This is a genomic window from Micromonospora sp. LOL_025, from assembly GCF_048060285.1.
Classification (GTDB): domain Bacteria; phylum Actinomycetota; class Actinomycetes; order Mycobacteriales; family Micromonosporaceae; genus Micromonospora.
In genome coordinates this window covers 264,290-278,892 of record NZ_JBHMIR010000007.1, presented here as the reverse complement: position 1 = coordinate 278,892, position 14,603 = coordinate 264,290, and the positions used below count along the sequence as shown (strand labels likewise).

Annotated in this window: 12 protein-coding genes; 2 read left to right on the top strand and 10 right to left on the bottom strand. The window is 73.2% G+C overall.

Going from position 1 to position 14,603, the window contains the following annotated elements; translation table 11 throughout:
• Positions 1-135: 135 nt before the first annotated feature.
• The 9 genes from ACFHW0_RS12905 to ACFHW0_RS12865 form a co-directional block, all read right to left on the bottom strand.
• Positions 136-1,740, bottom strand: a complete 1,605-nt coding sequence (locus ACFHW0_RS12905) for a helix-turn-helix domain-containing protein (RefSeq protein WP_416607514.1) — start codon at positions 1,738-1,740, stop codon at positions 136-138.
• A 118-nt stretch (positions 1,741-1,858) separates the two neighbouring features.
• Entirely contained in the window at positions 1,859-2,917 is a 1,059-nt protein-coding gene (locus ACFHW0_RS12900) for a hypothetical protein (RefSeq protein WP_416607513.1), read from the bottom strand.
• 170 nt (positions 2,918-3,087) lie between these two features.
• The gene (locus ACFHW0_RS12895) at positions 3,088-4,950 is read right to left on the bottom strand and encodes an ATP-binding cassette domain-containing protein (RefSeq protein WP_416607529.1); all 1,863 of its coding nucleotides are present in this window, start codon (positions 4,948-4,950) and stop codon (positions 3,088-3,090) included.
• Between the two features lie 255 nt (positions 4,951-5,205).
• Complete coding sequence (locus ACFHW0_RS12890) at positions 5,206-5,688, bottom strand: NUDIX domain-containing protein (RefSeq protein WP_416607512.1); 483 nt, start codon at positions 5,686-5,688, stop codon at positions 5,206-5,208.
• Between the two features lie 84 nt (positions 5,689-5,772).
• Positions 5,773-6,672, bottom strand: a complete 900-nt coding sequence (locus ACFHW0_RS12885) for a bile acid:sodium symporter family protein (protein ID WP_416607511.1) — start codon at positions 6,670-6,672, stop codon at positions 5,773-5,775.
• A gap of 165 nt (positions 6,673-6,837) precedes the next feature.
• Positions 6,838-7,740 (bottom strand): TROVE domain-containing protein, encoded by a 903-nt coding sequence (locus ACFHW0_RS12880; protein ID WP_416607510.1) that lies wholly within the window; start codon positions 7,738-7,740, stop codon positions 6,838-6,840.
• A gap of 146 nt (positions 7,741-7,886) precedes the next feature.
• The gene (locus ACFHW0_RS12875) at positions 7,887-9,149 is read right to left on the bottom strand and encodes a ricin-type beta-trefoil lectin domain protein (RefSeq protein ID WP_416607509.1); all 1,263 of its coding nucleotides are present in this window, start codon (positions 9,147-9,149) and stop codon (positions 7,887-7,889) included.
• Positions 9,150-9,236: 87 nt separating this feature from the next.
• A complete protein-coding gene (locus tag ACFHW0_RS12870) occupies positions 9,237-10,790 on the bottom strand; it encodes a ricin-type beta-trefoil lectin domain protein (protein WP_416607508.1) in 1,554 nt (517 codons plus the stop codon).
• A 240-nt stretch (positions 10,791-11,030) separates the two neighbouring features.
• On the bottom strand, positions 11,031-11,807 hold the full coding sequence (locus tag ACFHW0_RS12865) for an IclR family transcriptional regulator (RefSeq protein WP_416607507.1): 777 nt from the start codon (positions 11,805-11,807) through the stop codon (positions 11,031-11,033).
• 54 nt (positions 11,808-11,861) lie between these two features.
• On the opposite strand from ACFHW0_RS12865, the gene eda reads away from it, so the two are divergent.
• On the top strand, positions 11,862-12,527 hold the full coding sequence (eda, locus tag ACFHW0_RS12860; RefSeq protein WP_416607506.1) for a bifunctional 4-hydroxy-2-oxoglutarate aldolase/2-dehydro-3-deoxy-phosphogluconate aldolase: 666 nt from the start codon (positions 11,862-11,864) through the stop codon (positions 12,525-12,527).
• Between the two features lie 3 nt (positions 12,528-12,530).
• The gene (locus ACFHW0_RS12855; protein ID WP_416607505.1) at positions 12,531-13,625 is read left to right on the top strand and encodes a sugar kinase; all 1,095 of its coding nucleotides are present in this window, start codon (positions 12,531-12,533) and stop codon (positions 13,623-13,625) included.
• Positions 13,626-13,766: 141 nt separating this feature from the next.
• On the opposite strand, the gene ACFHW0_RS12850 is transcribed toward ACFHW0_RS12855, so the two are convergent.
• A complete protein-coding gene (locus tag ACFHW0_RS12850; protein WP_416607504.1) occupies positions 13,767-14,567 on the bottom strand; it encodes a crotonase/enoyl-CoA hydratase family protein in 801 nt (266 codons plus the stop codon).
• Positions 14,568-14,603 lie beyond the last annotated feature (36 nt).

Below are 14,603 nucleotides of genomic sequence, written 5' to 3'. Positions count from 1 at the left end.
ATCCAAACGACAGGGGCAGGCAGTCATACCGGGCCGGGCGACCGAGGGTCCCCGGCTGGGGACGATCAAAAAGGTAACGGGCCGGGCCCCCGTCGGGGGCGGGCGTCCTCGTGGCGCGGGTGCCGCCCCGCGCCCTCAGAGGCGTGAACTGTCGTAGACGTGGCCGGGCAGGTTGAGCCACCAGCGTGCCGCGGTCCGGCTCGGGGCGGGCGACTCGGGGTCGTCGCGTACGTCCGCCAGGATCCGCCGTTGGCCGGCGATGCCGAGGCTGTAGACGATGCCGGTGAGCGCGGCGGCCGATGGCGGGTCGCGCCGGGCCCGCCACCGGTGCGCGTGGTGCCTCAGCGCGGCCTCCCAGAACCCCCGGTCGCTGGTCCCCCGGAGGTGTCCGATCGCGAACGCGGCGGCGTCGACGACGCTGCGGGGCAACCGGGCGGCGGTGACGAGACGCTCGACCGTCGGCCGTTCGGCCTGGCCGCCGAGCACCCGCAGACCCGCGAGCAGCCGGACGTTGAGTTCCACACGGTCGGCGGCGGTGGGCCTGAGCTCGGCCGCGAGGGCGGCGGCCAGCGGTGTGCCGTACGGGGTGGAGGCGACGAGCATCGCCGCGTAGAGGCGCCGGTCGCTGGCGGGATGGAGCAGGATCTCACCGATCAGCGTGAGCAGCGTCGCGTCGCGGGCGTCTGACTGCGCCTCGCGCGGCAGTCCCGCGACCGTGGCGTCGAAGACCCGGCGGATGACGGCGGCCGCCCCGTGCGGGACCGGGTGGGCCAGTGCCGGGGCGGTCTCCGGACCGACGGTCGGATCGAGCGCGGCCACGCCGTCGAGGCCGGCGAATGGAACACCCGCGCGGGGATTCAGCACGGCCGCGACCGGAACGGCGTCGGCGTGGAAGAGCGGATCCCGCATCAGGTCCCCGATCCGTGGCACGAGCACCCGGCGCTGACCGGGAGTGAAGTGCCCGAAACGCACCTTGCGTAGGCAGGCGAGGAGCGCGCCCCGCAGGGCACGGTCGTTCGTCGGGTCGTGCAGCTGCGCGATCACGTGAGCGCTGGCGTCCGGGTGACGACTGCCGTCGAGGGCGCCGACGGTCTCGATGAAGATCTGGTTCTCCCGGTCGGCGGCCAACGCCGCACAGGCGGCGACCGCCTCCCGTCCCAGCGTCTCGTGGCCGAACAGCCGGTTGAGGGCCTCGAAGCGCTGCCGCCACGGCCGACCGTGCGCGATGATCATCTCGCTGACGAGGCGCTCCGTGATGCCCTGCCGGGCCGACCTCGGGGCGATGACGAGGTGCGGGGCGGCGGTGACCAGCGTGGAGAGCCGGTCCCACCGGGCGCCCGTCATGATCCCTCCGGACAGGACGCGGTCGAGCAGCGTGTCGAGTTCGGCCGTGGCGGCGGCGTCCTGATCGCTGGTGGTGCCCGCCCCGGCCGGGGCGCCGGGGGTGCCGACGTACCGCCGGATCGTGTCGACCGTCGCGGTGATCTCGCCCGGGTCGAGTTCGAGGATCTCCTCGTACCGGCTGATCGCGGCCCGGCTCGGGCGGCTGCCGCCGGTCTCCCACCTCGACACGCTGCTCTCGCTCAGCAGCCTTCCCCACGAGCCGCCGTGAAAGGCCGCCGCGAAGCGTTTGGCCCTGGTCCATCGGCCGTCGGCGCCGAGGGTGCGGTTGACCCGCAGCACCCACGCCACGCGTTCGTCGAAGGGGGCGCGGTCCGTACGTCGAGCTGTCAGCGACATGTGAACGCCGATCGCATCCGTGGCCCTGTCCGGGCCGACTCGATTGTATGAGCGGGGAGGGAGCCGGCGAGAGACCCGAAGGGGGGACGTCCGCCGGCTCCGCGTCGTCGCGTCCGGCCTACGGGTGCCACATGCCGTAGAGCGGATGGTTGTCGTTCTCCAGGCGCGGGCAGGTGTTCGTGATCGGCCGCTCGATGTACCACTCCGCGGAGCGGAACGAGTCGGGATCGTGGGCGAGGCCGTACTCGCACACGCCAACCCGTCCGCGCGCCGATCCGGCGTGGTTGCGGACGTCGTTGAACAGCACGTTCTGGATGCCGCCGCTGCCGTCGGCGCGCGTGTAGTCACCGTCGACCACCACGAGCCGCGCGTCGGGGTTGTCGTTCAGCCACCTCGCCAGCACCCGGCCCGCGTCGAACGGGGTGCCCGCGGTGCCGTCGCCGGAGCCGTTGCCGCAGGTGGCCATGTCGCCGTAGTTACCCGGGTCGATCAGGAGAACGTAGTCCAGCTGCCGCCTCTCCTCCAGCGTGGCCTTGTGCAGGTAGTACAGCGGCGCGTACCGGGCCGCGCTCCACGAGGCCATCCAGCCGATCGGCTTGTTCCCGGTGAGCGACCTGATCCGGCTGTAGGCGCCGGCCGAGTCGCAGCTCCCGGTCGACCAGTCGCCGAGGTAGGCGTACCGGGTCGCGGCCGAGGTGTACCGGAAGTGGTAGGTGGCGTTGCCCGGATCGTTCCTGGGATGGGCGTACAGGCCCACCGGGGCGGGCGGCGGCGGTGGCGGCGCCCCGCACTCGGGTTCGTGGGGTGTCGGCTCGTTGGCCCGGTTGGGGGTGTTCAGGTAGCGGTCCGCCACCCAGCCGGTCTGACCCCCGGCGTACCCGTCCGGCACGTGGACCCGGTGCCAGCGCCGGTTGGCGTACGGGCCCACCGACTCGCCCCACGTGCCGCAGACCAGCTCGATCGTCGCGCCGTACGGCACGTACCGGCTCAACACCCGGTCGACGTCGCCCATCGACGTCGAGTTGCGCAGGTAGAGGCCGGCGTACGGGTCGTTGTCGGCGTCGACCACCTGGTAGAACAAGCCGGTGCCGGCCGAGGCGGCGGTGGCGCCCACCCCGGTGACGGCGCCGGCCGTGGCCACCAGGACGCTCAACGCCCCCGCGAGCCATCGCTTCATGGAGTCTCCTCTTCCGTCGGGACGACCGTGTCAGGAGCGTAGGAAGGCGCCGACCGCGCAGGGTGATCGATTGCACACGGGTCGTCGGGCTGCAACGGGTTGGCCTCCGAACGGCGGCACCGTCGAGCAGGGGCTGCCGGTGCGGCGTGCCGTCCCGCGGCCACGGCGGGTCAGCGCTGCCGTGGCGCGGGGGCGTGGTCGTCGTGGTATCCGGCGGCCTGGAGGGCGAACAGTTCGGCGTACCGGCCGCCGGTGGCGACGAGTTCGGCGTGACCGCCGGCCTCGACCAGCGCGCCGTCGTGCAGGACGAAGATCCGGTCGGCGTGCCGGACGTTGGCCAGCCGGTGGGTGATGAGGATGGTGGTCGCCCGACCCTGCCGGTCCCGGATGGCCTGGAACAGGGCGTCCTCGGCGCGCGGGTCGAGGGCGGAGGACGGTTCGTCCATGATCAGCAGTTCGGCGTCGCGGAGGAAGCCGCGGGCGGCGGTGATGCGCTGCCACTGGCCGCCGGAGAGGTCCTGGCCCTTGGCGAACGTCCGGTCGAGCAGCGTCTCGTACCCGTGGGGGAGATCCTGGATCATGTCGTGCGCGACGGCACGGGCGGCGGCGGCCTCGATCCGGTCCTGCCGGGCCTCGCTCTCGACGTCGCCGACGGCGATGTTCGTCGCGGCCGTGAAGGGCCACTTGTGGTACTCCTGCGTGACCACGGCGATGCGGGCCCGCAGCCCGTCGAGGTCCCAGTCGGGCAGGGGCCGCCCGTTCCAGCAGATGACGCCGTCGGTGGGAGCGCGCAGGGTGGCGATCATCGCGGCGAGGGTGGTCTTGCCCGAGCCGTTCTCGCCCACGAACGCCACCGTCTGCCCCGCCGTGATCGTCAGCGTCACGCCGTCGACGGCGGGCGTGTCCCGGTCGGGGTAGCGCAGGCTGGCCTCCCGCACGGTCAGCTCGCGCAGCGGGCCGGGGGCCGCGCCGCCCACGGCCGGGTCGGGCAGGTAGGCGGCGGCGCGGGTCATGAACCCGGTGTAGTCGCTGAAGTGCTGACCCTCGGTGTAGACGCGGTCGACCTGGAAGGTGGCGACGGCCAGCGAGCGTTGCGCGGCCTGCACCGCGACCACGCAGGTCGCCGCCGCCGCGAGCGGGATCTGGCCGTCGACGAGCAGCAGCCCGAGCAGGAGGTAGACCGCGCCGGTGGCGATTCCGCCGATCACCGCCCCGACCGTGGTGGTCGTGGTGACCCGGCGGGCGAGGGCCAGCTCGATGTCGGTCTCGACCTCCATCACCCGGTCGTACTGGTCCAGCAGGAAGCGACGCAGCCCGTAGGAGCGCAGCTCCGGTGCCGAGTCCCGCTCGGCCATCAGCCGGTGCAGCAGCCACAGCCGCCGTCGCCGCACCGAGCCGGCCGTGTAGGTCCGGTACCGCAGGTGCCCCGCCCGCAGCGACGCCCAGGCCTTGGGCAGCGTCGCGACCAGCAGCGCCAGCAGCAGCAGCGGGTGGATGACGACGACGGCGACCGCCACGGCGAGCAGGCCGGCCAGCCCGGCGAGCAGGTTCATCGACGACTCCACCAGCGCGACCGTCGACTCGGTGCCCCGGGAGGCCCGCTCCATGTCGTCGGCGAACGCGTCGGCGTCGAACGCCTCCAGCCGTACCGCCGTGGTCATCTCGAACAGGCCGCGTTCCACCTCCCGGCTCACCCGCGGGGTGAGCCCGTTCTGCGCGTACCCGGTGGCGATCCCCATGCCGGCGCGCAACGCGGTAGCCCCCGCCAGCACGGCGAGCGCGGGCAGCGCGGCGATCACCTTGTCCGCGGTCGGGCCCCCGGCGAACAGCTCGACGAGGACCCGCTGGGTGGCCAGCAGCCCGAAGGCGGCCATCACCCCGCCGCCGAGCGTCGTGGCGGCCACCACCGAGGTCCGGAGCCGGTCGGCCCGCCAGCTGATCCGGACCGCCGTCCAGACCAGCCGGGGCAGCTCGGCGAACACGGTGAACAGGCCGGCTTCCGCCCGCGCCTGCATCCCGGTCTCCCACCACATCGTCCGCAGCTCCGGCAGGACCGACTGCGCCCCTGCCGGAGCCGACTCTTCCGACGTGGTGTCCCGTTCGGTGCGGGTGGCGGCTCCGGTCACGGGCGTGTCTCCTCGCTGCGCGGTGACGTGGTCGTCGGTCGGGTGGAGGTGGGGGGAGCGAGTTATCCAACCCACAGTATTTGCACAGCCACCACTGGTCACTGTCGGCGACGCGCGGGTCCAGACCCCACGGCAGGGAGGATGGCGCGGATCCGGGACGGGTCAGCTCACCCGGAAGCCGTCCTCCAGGTAGCGGGTGACGCCGTCGTCGTGCGCCGCGAGTGCCTCCGCGACCCGTCGGGCCAGCACCGGAACCAGCCGCCCGTCGGCCTCCCGCCGGTCACACCACGACCAACTCCGCAGTTCGGCGGGCGGCAACACGATCCGGGCGGCCTGCGACGGGGTCAGCCGGCCGCCGTCGTAGACGAACATGACCCCCTCGGTCCTGGGGTGCCGCGGGGAGACCCAGTCCACGACGAGCAGCCGCCCCGGCTCGATGGTGAGCCCGAGCTCCTCACGGCACTCGCGTGCCGCCGTCCGGTGTGGAGACTCGTCCGCCTCGACGCACCCGCCGGGAATCTCCCACGACGTCTTGTACGCCGGCTCGACGAGAAGGACCCGGCCGGCGGAGTCGGTCATGAGCAGACCGGCGCCCATGCGCTTGCGGGGCAGCCCGGCCGTGAAGTCGGGACCCTCAGGCGTCATGACCGGACACCAGGGGAAACTCGGTGCCGCGCGCGAGCGGCGGTACGACGCGCCGCCGCTCGCGCGGTGTGCCTCAATGCCCGCTCACGCCGTCGGGGCGGGCAGGCGGTTCGGATCGTCCGCGGCCCGGGATCGGCGGGCGGCGACGAAGCCGAAGGCGGTGGCGGTGAAGAACATCAGGATGCCGTAGATCGCCGGTGGCATACCGATGTCGGTGTTGTTGAGCAGGGCCGGGCTGAGCGCGATCGTGATGGCCAGGGTGGCGTTGTGGACGCCGATCTCGAACGACGACGCGACGGAATCCCGGTGCCCGACGCGCAGCAGGCGCGGCGCCGCGTACCCGATGGCCAGGCTGAGCAGGTTGAACAGCAGGGCGATGAGGCCGACCGCGCCGATAGTGGCGGCGAGTTCGTCCTTGACGCCGAGCACCGCGCCGACGATCACGACCATGAGGACCACGATGGAGAGGATCTTCACCGGTCGCTGCATGCGCGCGGCGAACGCGGGACGCCGCTGCCGGACGACCATGCCGATCGCGATCGGGATGAGCACCAGGGCGAACACCTGGAGCACCTTGTCGAACTGGAGGCCGAGCGAGCTGTCCGCGCCCATGAACGCGGCGACGGAGAGGTTGACGATCACCGGCAGAGTGAACAGGGCGAGCACCGAGTTGATGGCGGTCAGGGTGACGTTCAGCGCGACGTTGCCCTGGAACAGGTGGCTGAAGAGGCTGGCGGTGCTGCCGCCGGGGGAGGCGGCGAGCAACATCATTCCGACGGCCAACTCCGGGCGCAGGTCGGCGGCGAGCACCAGGCCCAGGCAGACGGCCGGCAGGACCAGCATCTGGCAGACCAGGGAGATGATCACGGCCCGGGGATAGGCGACGACGCGGCGGAAGTCGGCCGTGGTCAGGGTGAGGCCGAGGCCGAGCATGACGATGCCCAGCGCGATGGGGAAGAGCACGAGCGACAGACCGGTATTCACAGTGCTGGGCCTCCTGATCGCGGTACGCCAGGGATCACCGGAGCTTCACACCACGACGGGTGCGCCCGCATCTTGCAACGTGCGCAGACGACCGTCAATGGGCGTCGTCCACCGGCCGTGCCCCGGCGCCGGCCCCGGGCGACGGGGCCGACGCCGCGACGCGGGTCAGAAGGGCCACTGGTCGCGTGACCCCGCCTCGATGAGCGGAATCATCGCGAACGCGGCGTCAGAGAGGCCGCCGAACGTGTGCCGGTTGCCGGCCGCCGGCGCGTGCCCGACCCGGTACCCGGCGAGGTTCCAGGTGTATACCGGTACCCGCGCGGGCACGGCAGCCGTGACGTCCACCGCGCCGTGCCAGTGCGCCTGCTCGTCGGTGAGGATGACCACCCGGTCGTGCCGGTCGTATCGGTCGCGCACCGCCTTCTCGGTCTGGGTCCCGGCGCCGTGGAAGTAGCCGCCCTCCTTGAACCGGCGCACCGCCGCCAGCACCGACCCGCCGGCGACGGCCGGGAACACCGTGCTGGCGTTGGAGAACGACACCACGGTGGCGTCCCGCGCGCGGGACGCCAGCGCGAGGCCGAACACCGTGGCCGCGTCCCAGCAGCGCAGCGTGCCGTCCCTGCTGAACGCGCTGTTCATCGACCCCGACGTGTCGACCAGGATCAGGGTCTGCCCGTCCAGGGCGGGCACGTGCGCCAGCGCCTGCTGCAACGCCCGCTCCAAGGGGTACGCCCACCGCAGGCTCGGTGCCGCGTTGTACGCCGACAGGTACCGCATCGGCAGCACCCGCAACCGCGCGACCTCGCCCGGATCGGCCAGCCTGGCCGCCACCGCCTCGGCGACGGCGTCACTGACCTCGGCCCGGTCGAAGTTGCGCAGGTTGCGCAGCAGGGCCAGGTAGCCCATGGTCGGGATGATCGCCTCCCAGGCCGCGGCGTCCATCGCGGTCTGCCGCCAGCCCGCGAGGGCCTCCCAGGTCATGCCGGCCGCGCCCAGCACCGCCGGGTCGGTGATCTCCACGCGCCGCTCGACCGGCAACGCCATGAGCTCGGCCCGCGCCGCCAGCACCGTGAGGCACCCGGGCAGCGGGTTGTCACGCTCGTGCCGGCGGTCGGGACCGGCAGGACGAACGCTGAAGGGGCGCGAGCCGGCAGGGCCGGTCGAGGCGGTGTGCCCCGGCCGACCCTGCCGGCATCCGCGTGCTGCCCGAGGGATCAGACGCGGGACCACTTCTGGTTGGCGTCGCCCGTGCAGTCCCACAACTGGAGCTTGCCCCCGTTGCTGGTGTTGCGGTCCCGTACGTCGACGCAGCGGTTCGCGCTGAGGTTGACCAGGTCACCGGCGGCGTTGAGCGTGAAGCGTTGCGCCGGGTTGCCGTTGCAGGTGACGAGGTTGACCTCGGTGCCGTTCGCCGTGCCGGCCCAGGCCGGGTCCATGCACTTGCCCATCGCCCGGACGGTGCCGTCGGAGGCGAACGTCCAGGCCTGCGCGGCGGTGCCGTTGCAGTCCCAGATCTGCAGCTTGGCCCCGTCGACCGGGTTGGCGCTGGGAATGTCGATGCAGCGTCCGCTGAGCGCGCCCCGGATCGCGGTGGTGCCCGGCGGCGGGTTGCCGCCCGAGGTGTAGCCCGAGACCCGCACGTAGTCCACGAGCATCTGCTGCGGGAACTGCGTGGAGCCGTCGGGATAGCCCGGCCAGTTCCCGCCGACCGCCACGTTGAGGATCATGAAGAAGGGGTGGTCGAACACCCAGCGGTTGCCGCCCAGCCGACCCGGGTCGACCCGGTGGAACTCGACGCCGTCCAGGTACCAGATGATGGAGTTCGGTTCCCAGTCCACCCGGTAGGTGTGGAAGCCGTCGGCGAGCGGCTGGCCGATGGTGCGGCTGCCGGTGATGCCGCCGCCACCCGAGTAGCCCGGGCCGTGGATGGTGCCGTAGACGGTGTTCGGCTCCCGGCCGATGTTCTCCATGATGTCGATCTCGCCCGCGTTGGGCCAGCCCACGCTGCCCATGTCGTTGCCGAGCATCCAGAACGCCGGCCAGATGCCCTGACCGCGCGGGATCTTGATGCGGGCCTCGAAGCGGCCGTACGCCTGGGTGAACGTCGCCGCCGTGAGCAGCCGGGCCGAGGTGTACTCGCACCGGCCGTAGTGGCACTGGTAGTTGGCGGGGTTCTCCCGGCGGGCGGTGATCACCAGGTTGCCCTGGCCGTCGTGCGCGGCGTTGCTCGTGCTGTTGGTGTAGTACTGCCGCTCGTTGTTGCCCCAGCCGCCGCCGCCGATGTCGAAGCGCCACTTGCTCTGGTCGACGGGGGTGCCGGCGGCCGCGTTGAACTCGTCCTGCCAGGTGATCCCCCCGATGCCGGCCTGCGCCGGTTCGGGGTGGACCGGCACCGCGAGGGCCGTGGTGGCGCCGATGATCGCGGTCGCGGCGAGGGTGAGCGCCCACGGCCGGCGACGGGTACGGAATCTGAACATGTAGGACCTCCTTGGCATCTGCGCCGCCGCGGCGTGTCTCGCGGCGTCGATCGGCCGTTCGGTGCGGGCGACGGCGGACGGATGGGCTCAGCCGCGACGCCACTTCTGGTTGGCGCCGCCGACGCAGTCCCACAGGTGCAGGCGGGCGCCGTCCGAGTTGATCCACTCCTTGATGTCGACGCACTTGTTCGCCTGCGGGTTGACCAGGTCGCCGGCCGCCGAGAGGACGAACTGCTGGGCCGGGTTGCCGCTGCAGTTGGCGATCTGGATGGTCGCGCCGTTGGCGGTGGACCCCCAGGCCACGTCCATGCACTTGTTGTTCTGGGTACGCAGCGTGCCGCCGGTGAAGGTCCACGACTGCGCGGCGGTGCCGTTGCAGGTCCAGGTCTGCAGGGGGACGCCGTCGGAGAAGTTGGAGTTCGGCACGTCGATGCAGCGGTTGTTCCAGTTGCTGATCAGCCGGCTCCCGTCGCCGCCACCGGTGGTCACCAGGGACAGCCCGTAGACGCCGAGGATCTCGTTGACCGGCTGGAACCAGGTCGTGCCGCCCGTGGAGCAGTTGCCGGAACCGCCGGACGTGACGCCCTGGGCCTGGTTGCCGGAGATCCAGGCCCCGCCGGAGTCGCCGCCCTCGGCGCAGGCGTTGCTGCGGGTCAGGCCCGACACCGCACCCTGCGGGTAGTTGACGGTCTCGTTGCGGCCCAGGATGGTCCCGCAGCGCCAGCCGGTCGTACGCCCGGAGCGGCAGACCGAACTGCCGATCGCCGCGTCCTGCGAGCCGGCGACCGTCACGTTGCCCCCGGAGTAGTTGTTCACCCAGGGCTGCGGCGTCCAGGAGCCGTTGGTGCGTACCCATCCGTAGTCGTTGCCGGGGAACGACGACCCCGCGAAGGTGCCCTGGGAGACGTTGTTGAAGCCGAGAGTCGGGCTGCCGACGCCGCCGCAGTGGCCCGCGGTGACGAAGCCGCCGACGACGGCGAAGCCGACCGAGCAGAGGGTGTTGCCGTTGATCACGTACTGGTCGCCGCCGCGGATGTCGTAGAGCGGCCGGGGCGCGTCGGTGGCCGTGACCACCCGGATCGCGTCCGTGGGCACGCCGCTGGCCTTGGCGTACGCGATCGCCTCGTCGGCGGCACCCGGCCGGACCGTCACGACCACGCTGTTGCGGGCGACGTCGACGTGCCAGCCGTGGACGTCGCGGGGGTCGGCGGCGGCGGTGCGCCGGTCGAGGGCGCGCTTGACCGCGTCGAGGGTGCGCTCACTGCGGGCGACGACCGTGACGTCGGCGCCCTCGGCGCGGACGGCCGTGGCGAGCGCCGCATCCGTGACGGCGACGGTGAGGCGCTGCCCGCCGGGCGGGATCCACGCGCCGGCGAACGCGGGGCCGAGCTTCGCCCGCAGGCGCCGCTCGACCACCGGCGCCGCCGCCTCGGTGCGTAGGCGTTCGTCGACCTGGGCGGGGGTGAGGCCGAGGTCGCGGCGCATCGCGTCGACCAGGGCGGGGCTGAGGTCGGCCGTGGCCGCCGCAGCGGGGGCCGGGGCGGCGGGGGGAGTGTCGCTCGCGTGGCCGGCCGCCGGGGTCAGGCCGAGGAGCAGGAGGCCGGCGGCGGCGGGGACGAGCATGCGCAGTCTTCGAGACAAGAGGATTCTCCCGGTGCGGCGAGGGTGGCAGACGGAACAAGAGAGCGCTCTCTTAAAGAAGTCTGTCGATATCTCGACACATCTGTCAAGAAGGTTGCCAGTTGTGGCCCGCGCGTCGCCCTCGGCGACGACCGGTGCGCCGGGGCCACCCGCGTCGCCGGTGGGTCTGTGGGCCCGGCCGCGCCTGCGGTGCGCGCCCGGGCCCCGTCGGCGGGCGCGGGAGCGCCGGGGCGGCGTCGGTCAGGCGGTGGAGAGCAGGCCGCGCGCCGCCCGGACCTGGTCGACGGCCCGGCGGAGGGCGGCCACGATCCGGTCCTCGCCGGCGGCGTCCAGCCGGGCCACCGGCACCGACAGGCTGATCGCGTCGGTGGCCGGCGCAGCCAGGGGGACGGCTGTCGCGAAGCAGACGATGCCCTCGGTGTTCTCCTCGCGGTCCACCGCGTAGCCGCGCTCCCGGACGGCGGCGAGCTCGGCGCGCAGCGCGTCGGGGTCGGTGACGGTGTGCGGGGTGAGCGCGGGCAGCGGCCAGGTCAGCAGTCCGTCGAGCGCGTCGTGCGGACGCTCGGCGAGCAGCGCCTTGCCCAGGGCGGTGGCGTGGGCCGGCAGTTGCCGGCCGATCGCGCTGTAGAGCCGCAGCGGGTGCACCGACTCGCGCTTGGCGAGGTAGACGATGTGCGCGCCGTCCAGGCGTCCCAGGTGGACGGTCTCGCCGAACTGCCGGGACAGGTCGTCGAGCACCCCGCCGAGCAGGCCCACGGTGTCGTCGCTGGTGAGGTACGCGGCGCCGACCTGGAGCGCGCGCACCCCGAGCCCGAACCGGGTGCCGGTCGGGTCGCTCTCGACCCAGCCGCGCTGGGCCATGGTGCGCAGGATGCCGTGCAGGCTGCTCTTCGGGATGTCCAGCGCGCGGGCCAGGTCGACCAGCGAGCGCCGCTGCGGCGAGGCGGCGAGCGCCTCGAGCACCTCGAGCGTCCGGGTGGACGACTTCACGGGCTGGAACCCGCCGGGCAGCGTCATGGGCGCCACTCTAGCGGGGTTGACAGGCCGGGCGGCACGGCTAGGGTCACATATGTGACTGGCGTACAGAATGATGAACAGAGACCTGCCGTCGTCGCGGCTGTCGGCGCGGCCCGGATCCTGCCGGTGGTCGTGCTCGACGACGCCCGCGACGGCGCCCCGTTGGCCGACGCGCTGGTGCGGGGCGGCCTGCGCTGCGCCGAGGTGACCTTCCGCACCGACGCCGCGGCCGAGGCGATCCGCGTCATGTCCGAGCGACCCGACCTGCTCGTCGGCGCCGGCACCGTGCTGACCCCGGCCCAGGTCGACCGGGCCGTCGAGGCGGGCGCCCGGTTCGTCGTCACCCCCGGCTTCTCCCCGGCGGTCGTCCGACGCTGCCAGGAGCTGGGCGTGCCCGTCTTCCCCGGCGTCGCCACCGGCACCGAGATCCAGATGGCCCTCGACGCCGGGCTCGACACGGTCAAGTTCTTCCCCGCAGAGCAGCTCGGCGGCGTCGGGATGATCAAGGCGCTCGCCGCGCCGTACCGCTCGGTGCGGTTCATCCCGACCGGCGGGGTCAACACCGCCAACCTCGCGGACTATCTCGCCCTGCCGGCCGTGCTGGCGGTCGGCGGCACCTGGATGGTCGCCCCCGACCTGATCGCCGCCGGGCGTTGGGACGAGGTCACCGCCCGCACCGCCGCGGCCGTCGAGGCCGCCCGACCCGCCGTGGAGGGCTGAGCCGTGCTGTCCATCCGACCGGCCGGCGAGTGCCGGTACGACCTGGTCTCCCTCGGCGAGATCATGCTGCGGCTCGACCCGGGCGAAGGCCGGGTCCGCACCGCCCGCACCTTCCGGGCCTGGGAGGGCGGCGGCGAGTACAACGTGGCGCGTGGCCTGCGCCGCTGCTTCGGCCTGCGGACAGCCGTGGTCACCGCGTTCGCCGACAACGAGGTGGGCCGGCTGCTGGAGGACCTCGTGCTCCAGGGCGGGGTGGACACGTCGCTGGTGACCTGGCTGCCCTACGACGGGGTCGGCCGCGCCGTGCGCAACGGGCTCAACTTCACCGAGCGCGGCTTCGGCGTCCGGGGCGCCGTCGGCACCTCCGACCGCGGCCACAGCGCCGCCAGCCAGCTCCGGCCCGACCAGGTGGACTGGGACCACCTGTTCGGCACCCTGGGGGTGCGGTGGCTGCACACCGGCGGCATCTACGCCGCCCTGTCGGAGACCACCCCGGAGACGATGGAGGCGGCGATGGCCGCCGCCGCCCGGCACGGCACCGTCGTGTCGTACGACCTCAACTACCGGCCCAGCCTGTGGAAGGCGGTCGGCGGGCAGGCCCGCGCCCGGGAGGTGAACCGCCGGTTGGCTCGCTACGTCGACGTGATGATCGGCAACGAGGAGGACTTCACCGCCTCGCTGGGCTTCGAGGTGCCCGACACCGACGCCTCCCTGTCCGAGCTGGAGGTGGCCAACTTCCAGCGGATGATCGAGGCGGCCACCCGGGAGTACGACAACTTCAAGGTCGTCGCCACCACCCTGCGTACCGTGCGAACCGCGACCGTCAACGACTGGGGCGCGATCGCCTGGGCCGACGGGAAGTTCGTCGAGGCGACCCACCGGCCCGGCCTGGAGATCATGGACCGGGTCGGCGGCGGCGACAGCTTCGCCTCCGGCCTGATCTACGGGCTGCTGGAGAAGGGCGACCTGGCCACGGCCGTCGAGTACGGCGCGGCGCACGGCGCGCTGGCGATGACCACGCCCGGCGACACCTCGATGGCCAGCCTGCGGGAGGTCGAGGCGCTCGTGCGGGGCGCCGGCGCGCGCGTGCAGCGCTGACCGACGGCGGGGCCCACCGACCGGCCCGGGAGCGATGCGCCTCCCGGGCCCCGGCGGCGGGCCGCCCGACGCGACGCGGCCGGCGTCCGGAGGGCGGCCGGCCCCGGCGACGAGGTCGTCACCCGCCGGCCGTCGATCCGCTCACTCCCCGGTGAAGTGCGGTTCCCGCCGGTCGAGGAAGGCCCGGACCGCCTCGTCGTGGTCGCGGGTCTGGTGCGCCAGCGCCTGCATCGCGGCGGAGAGCTCCAGGACGCTGTCGAGGCTCTGGTGCTGGGCCTCGCGCAGCAGCTTCTTGGCCATCCGTACGGCGTGCGGAGGGTTCGCCGCCACCCGGTCGGCCAGCCGGCGCGCCTCGGTGAGCAGCTCCTCGTGCCGCACGACCCGGGAGACCAGCCCCCACTCCAGGGCGGTCGCGGCGTCGACCCGGTCCCCGGTCAGCGTCATCTCGGCGGCCCGGGCGGCGCCGACGGCACGCGGCAGCAGCCAGGCGCCGCCGTCGCCGGGGATGATGCCGAGCTTGACGAAACTCTCCGCGAAGAACGCCCGCTCCGAGGCGATCCGCAGGTCGCACATGAGCGCCAGGTCGCAGCCGGCGCCGACCGCCGCTCCGTTCACCGCCGCGATCAGCGGCACGTCGCACGCGTACATCGCCCGGGGGATCCGCTGGATGCCGCGGCGGTAGCCGTCGCGCAGCTCGTGCGGGGCGCCGCCGAAGAGGCCGACCCGGTCCGCCATGTCCTTGACGTTGCCGCCGGCGGAGAAGGCGCTGCCGGCACCGGTGAGGATGACCGCCCGCACCGCCCGGTCGGCGTTGACCGCGTCGACCCGGGCGACCAACGCGTCGATCACGTCGTCGCCGGAGATGGGGTTGCGGGCCTCCGGCAGGTTGATCGTCCACGTTTCCACGGGACCGTCCCGCTCGACGAGAACCGGGTCGTCCACGCGCGTCTCCTCGGTGTGTCGCTGATCTGGCCTGCC

Excerpts from the sequence above, each read along its gene's own strand:
- ACFHW0_RS12905 (WP_416607514.1), bottom strand. The coding sequence starts at position 1,740 with ATGTCGCTGACAGCTCGACGTACGGACCGCGCCCCCTTCGACGAACGC.
- ACFHW0_RS12900 (WP_416607513.1), bottom strand. The coding sequence starts at position 2,917 with ATGAAGCGATGGCTCGCGGGGGCGTTGAGCGTCCTGGTGGCCACGGCC.
- ACFHW0_RS12895 (WP_416607529.1), bottom strand. The coding sequence starts at position 4,950 with ATGTGGTGGGAGACCGGGATGCAGGCGCGGGCGGAAGCCGGCCTGTTC.
- ACFHW0_RS12890 (WP_416607512.1), bottom strand. The coding sequence starts at position 5,688 with ATGACGCCTGAGGGTCCCGACTTCACGGCCGGGCTGCCCCGCAAGCGC.
- ACFHW0_RS12875 (WP_416607509.1), bottom strand. The coding sequence starts at position 9,149 with ATGTTCAGATTCCGTACCCGTCGCCGGCCGTGGGCGCTCACCCTCGCC.
- ACFHW0_RS12865 (WP_416607507.1), bottom strand. The coding sequence starts at position 11,807 with ATGACGCTGCCCGGCGGGTTCCAGCCCGTGAAGTCGTCCACCCGGACG.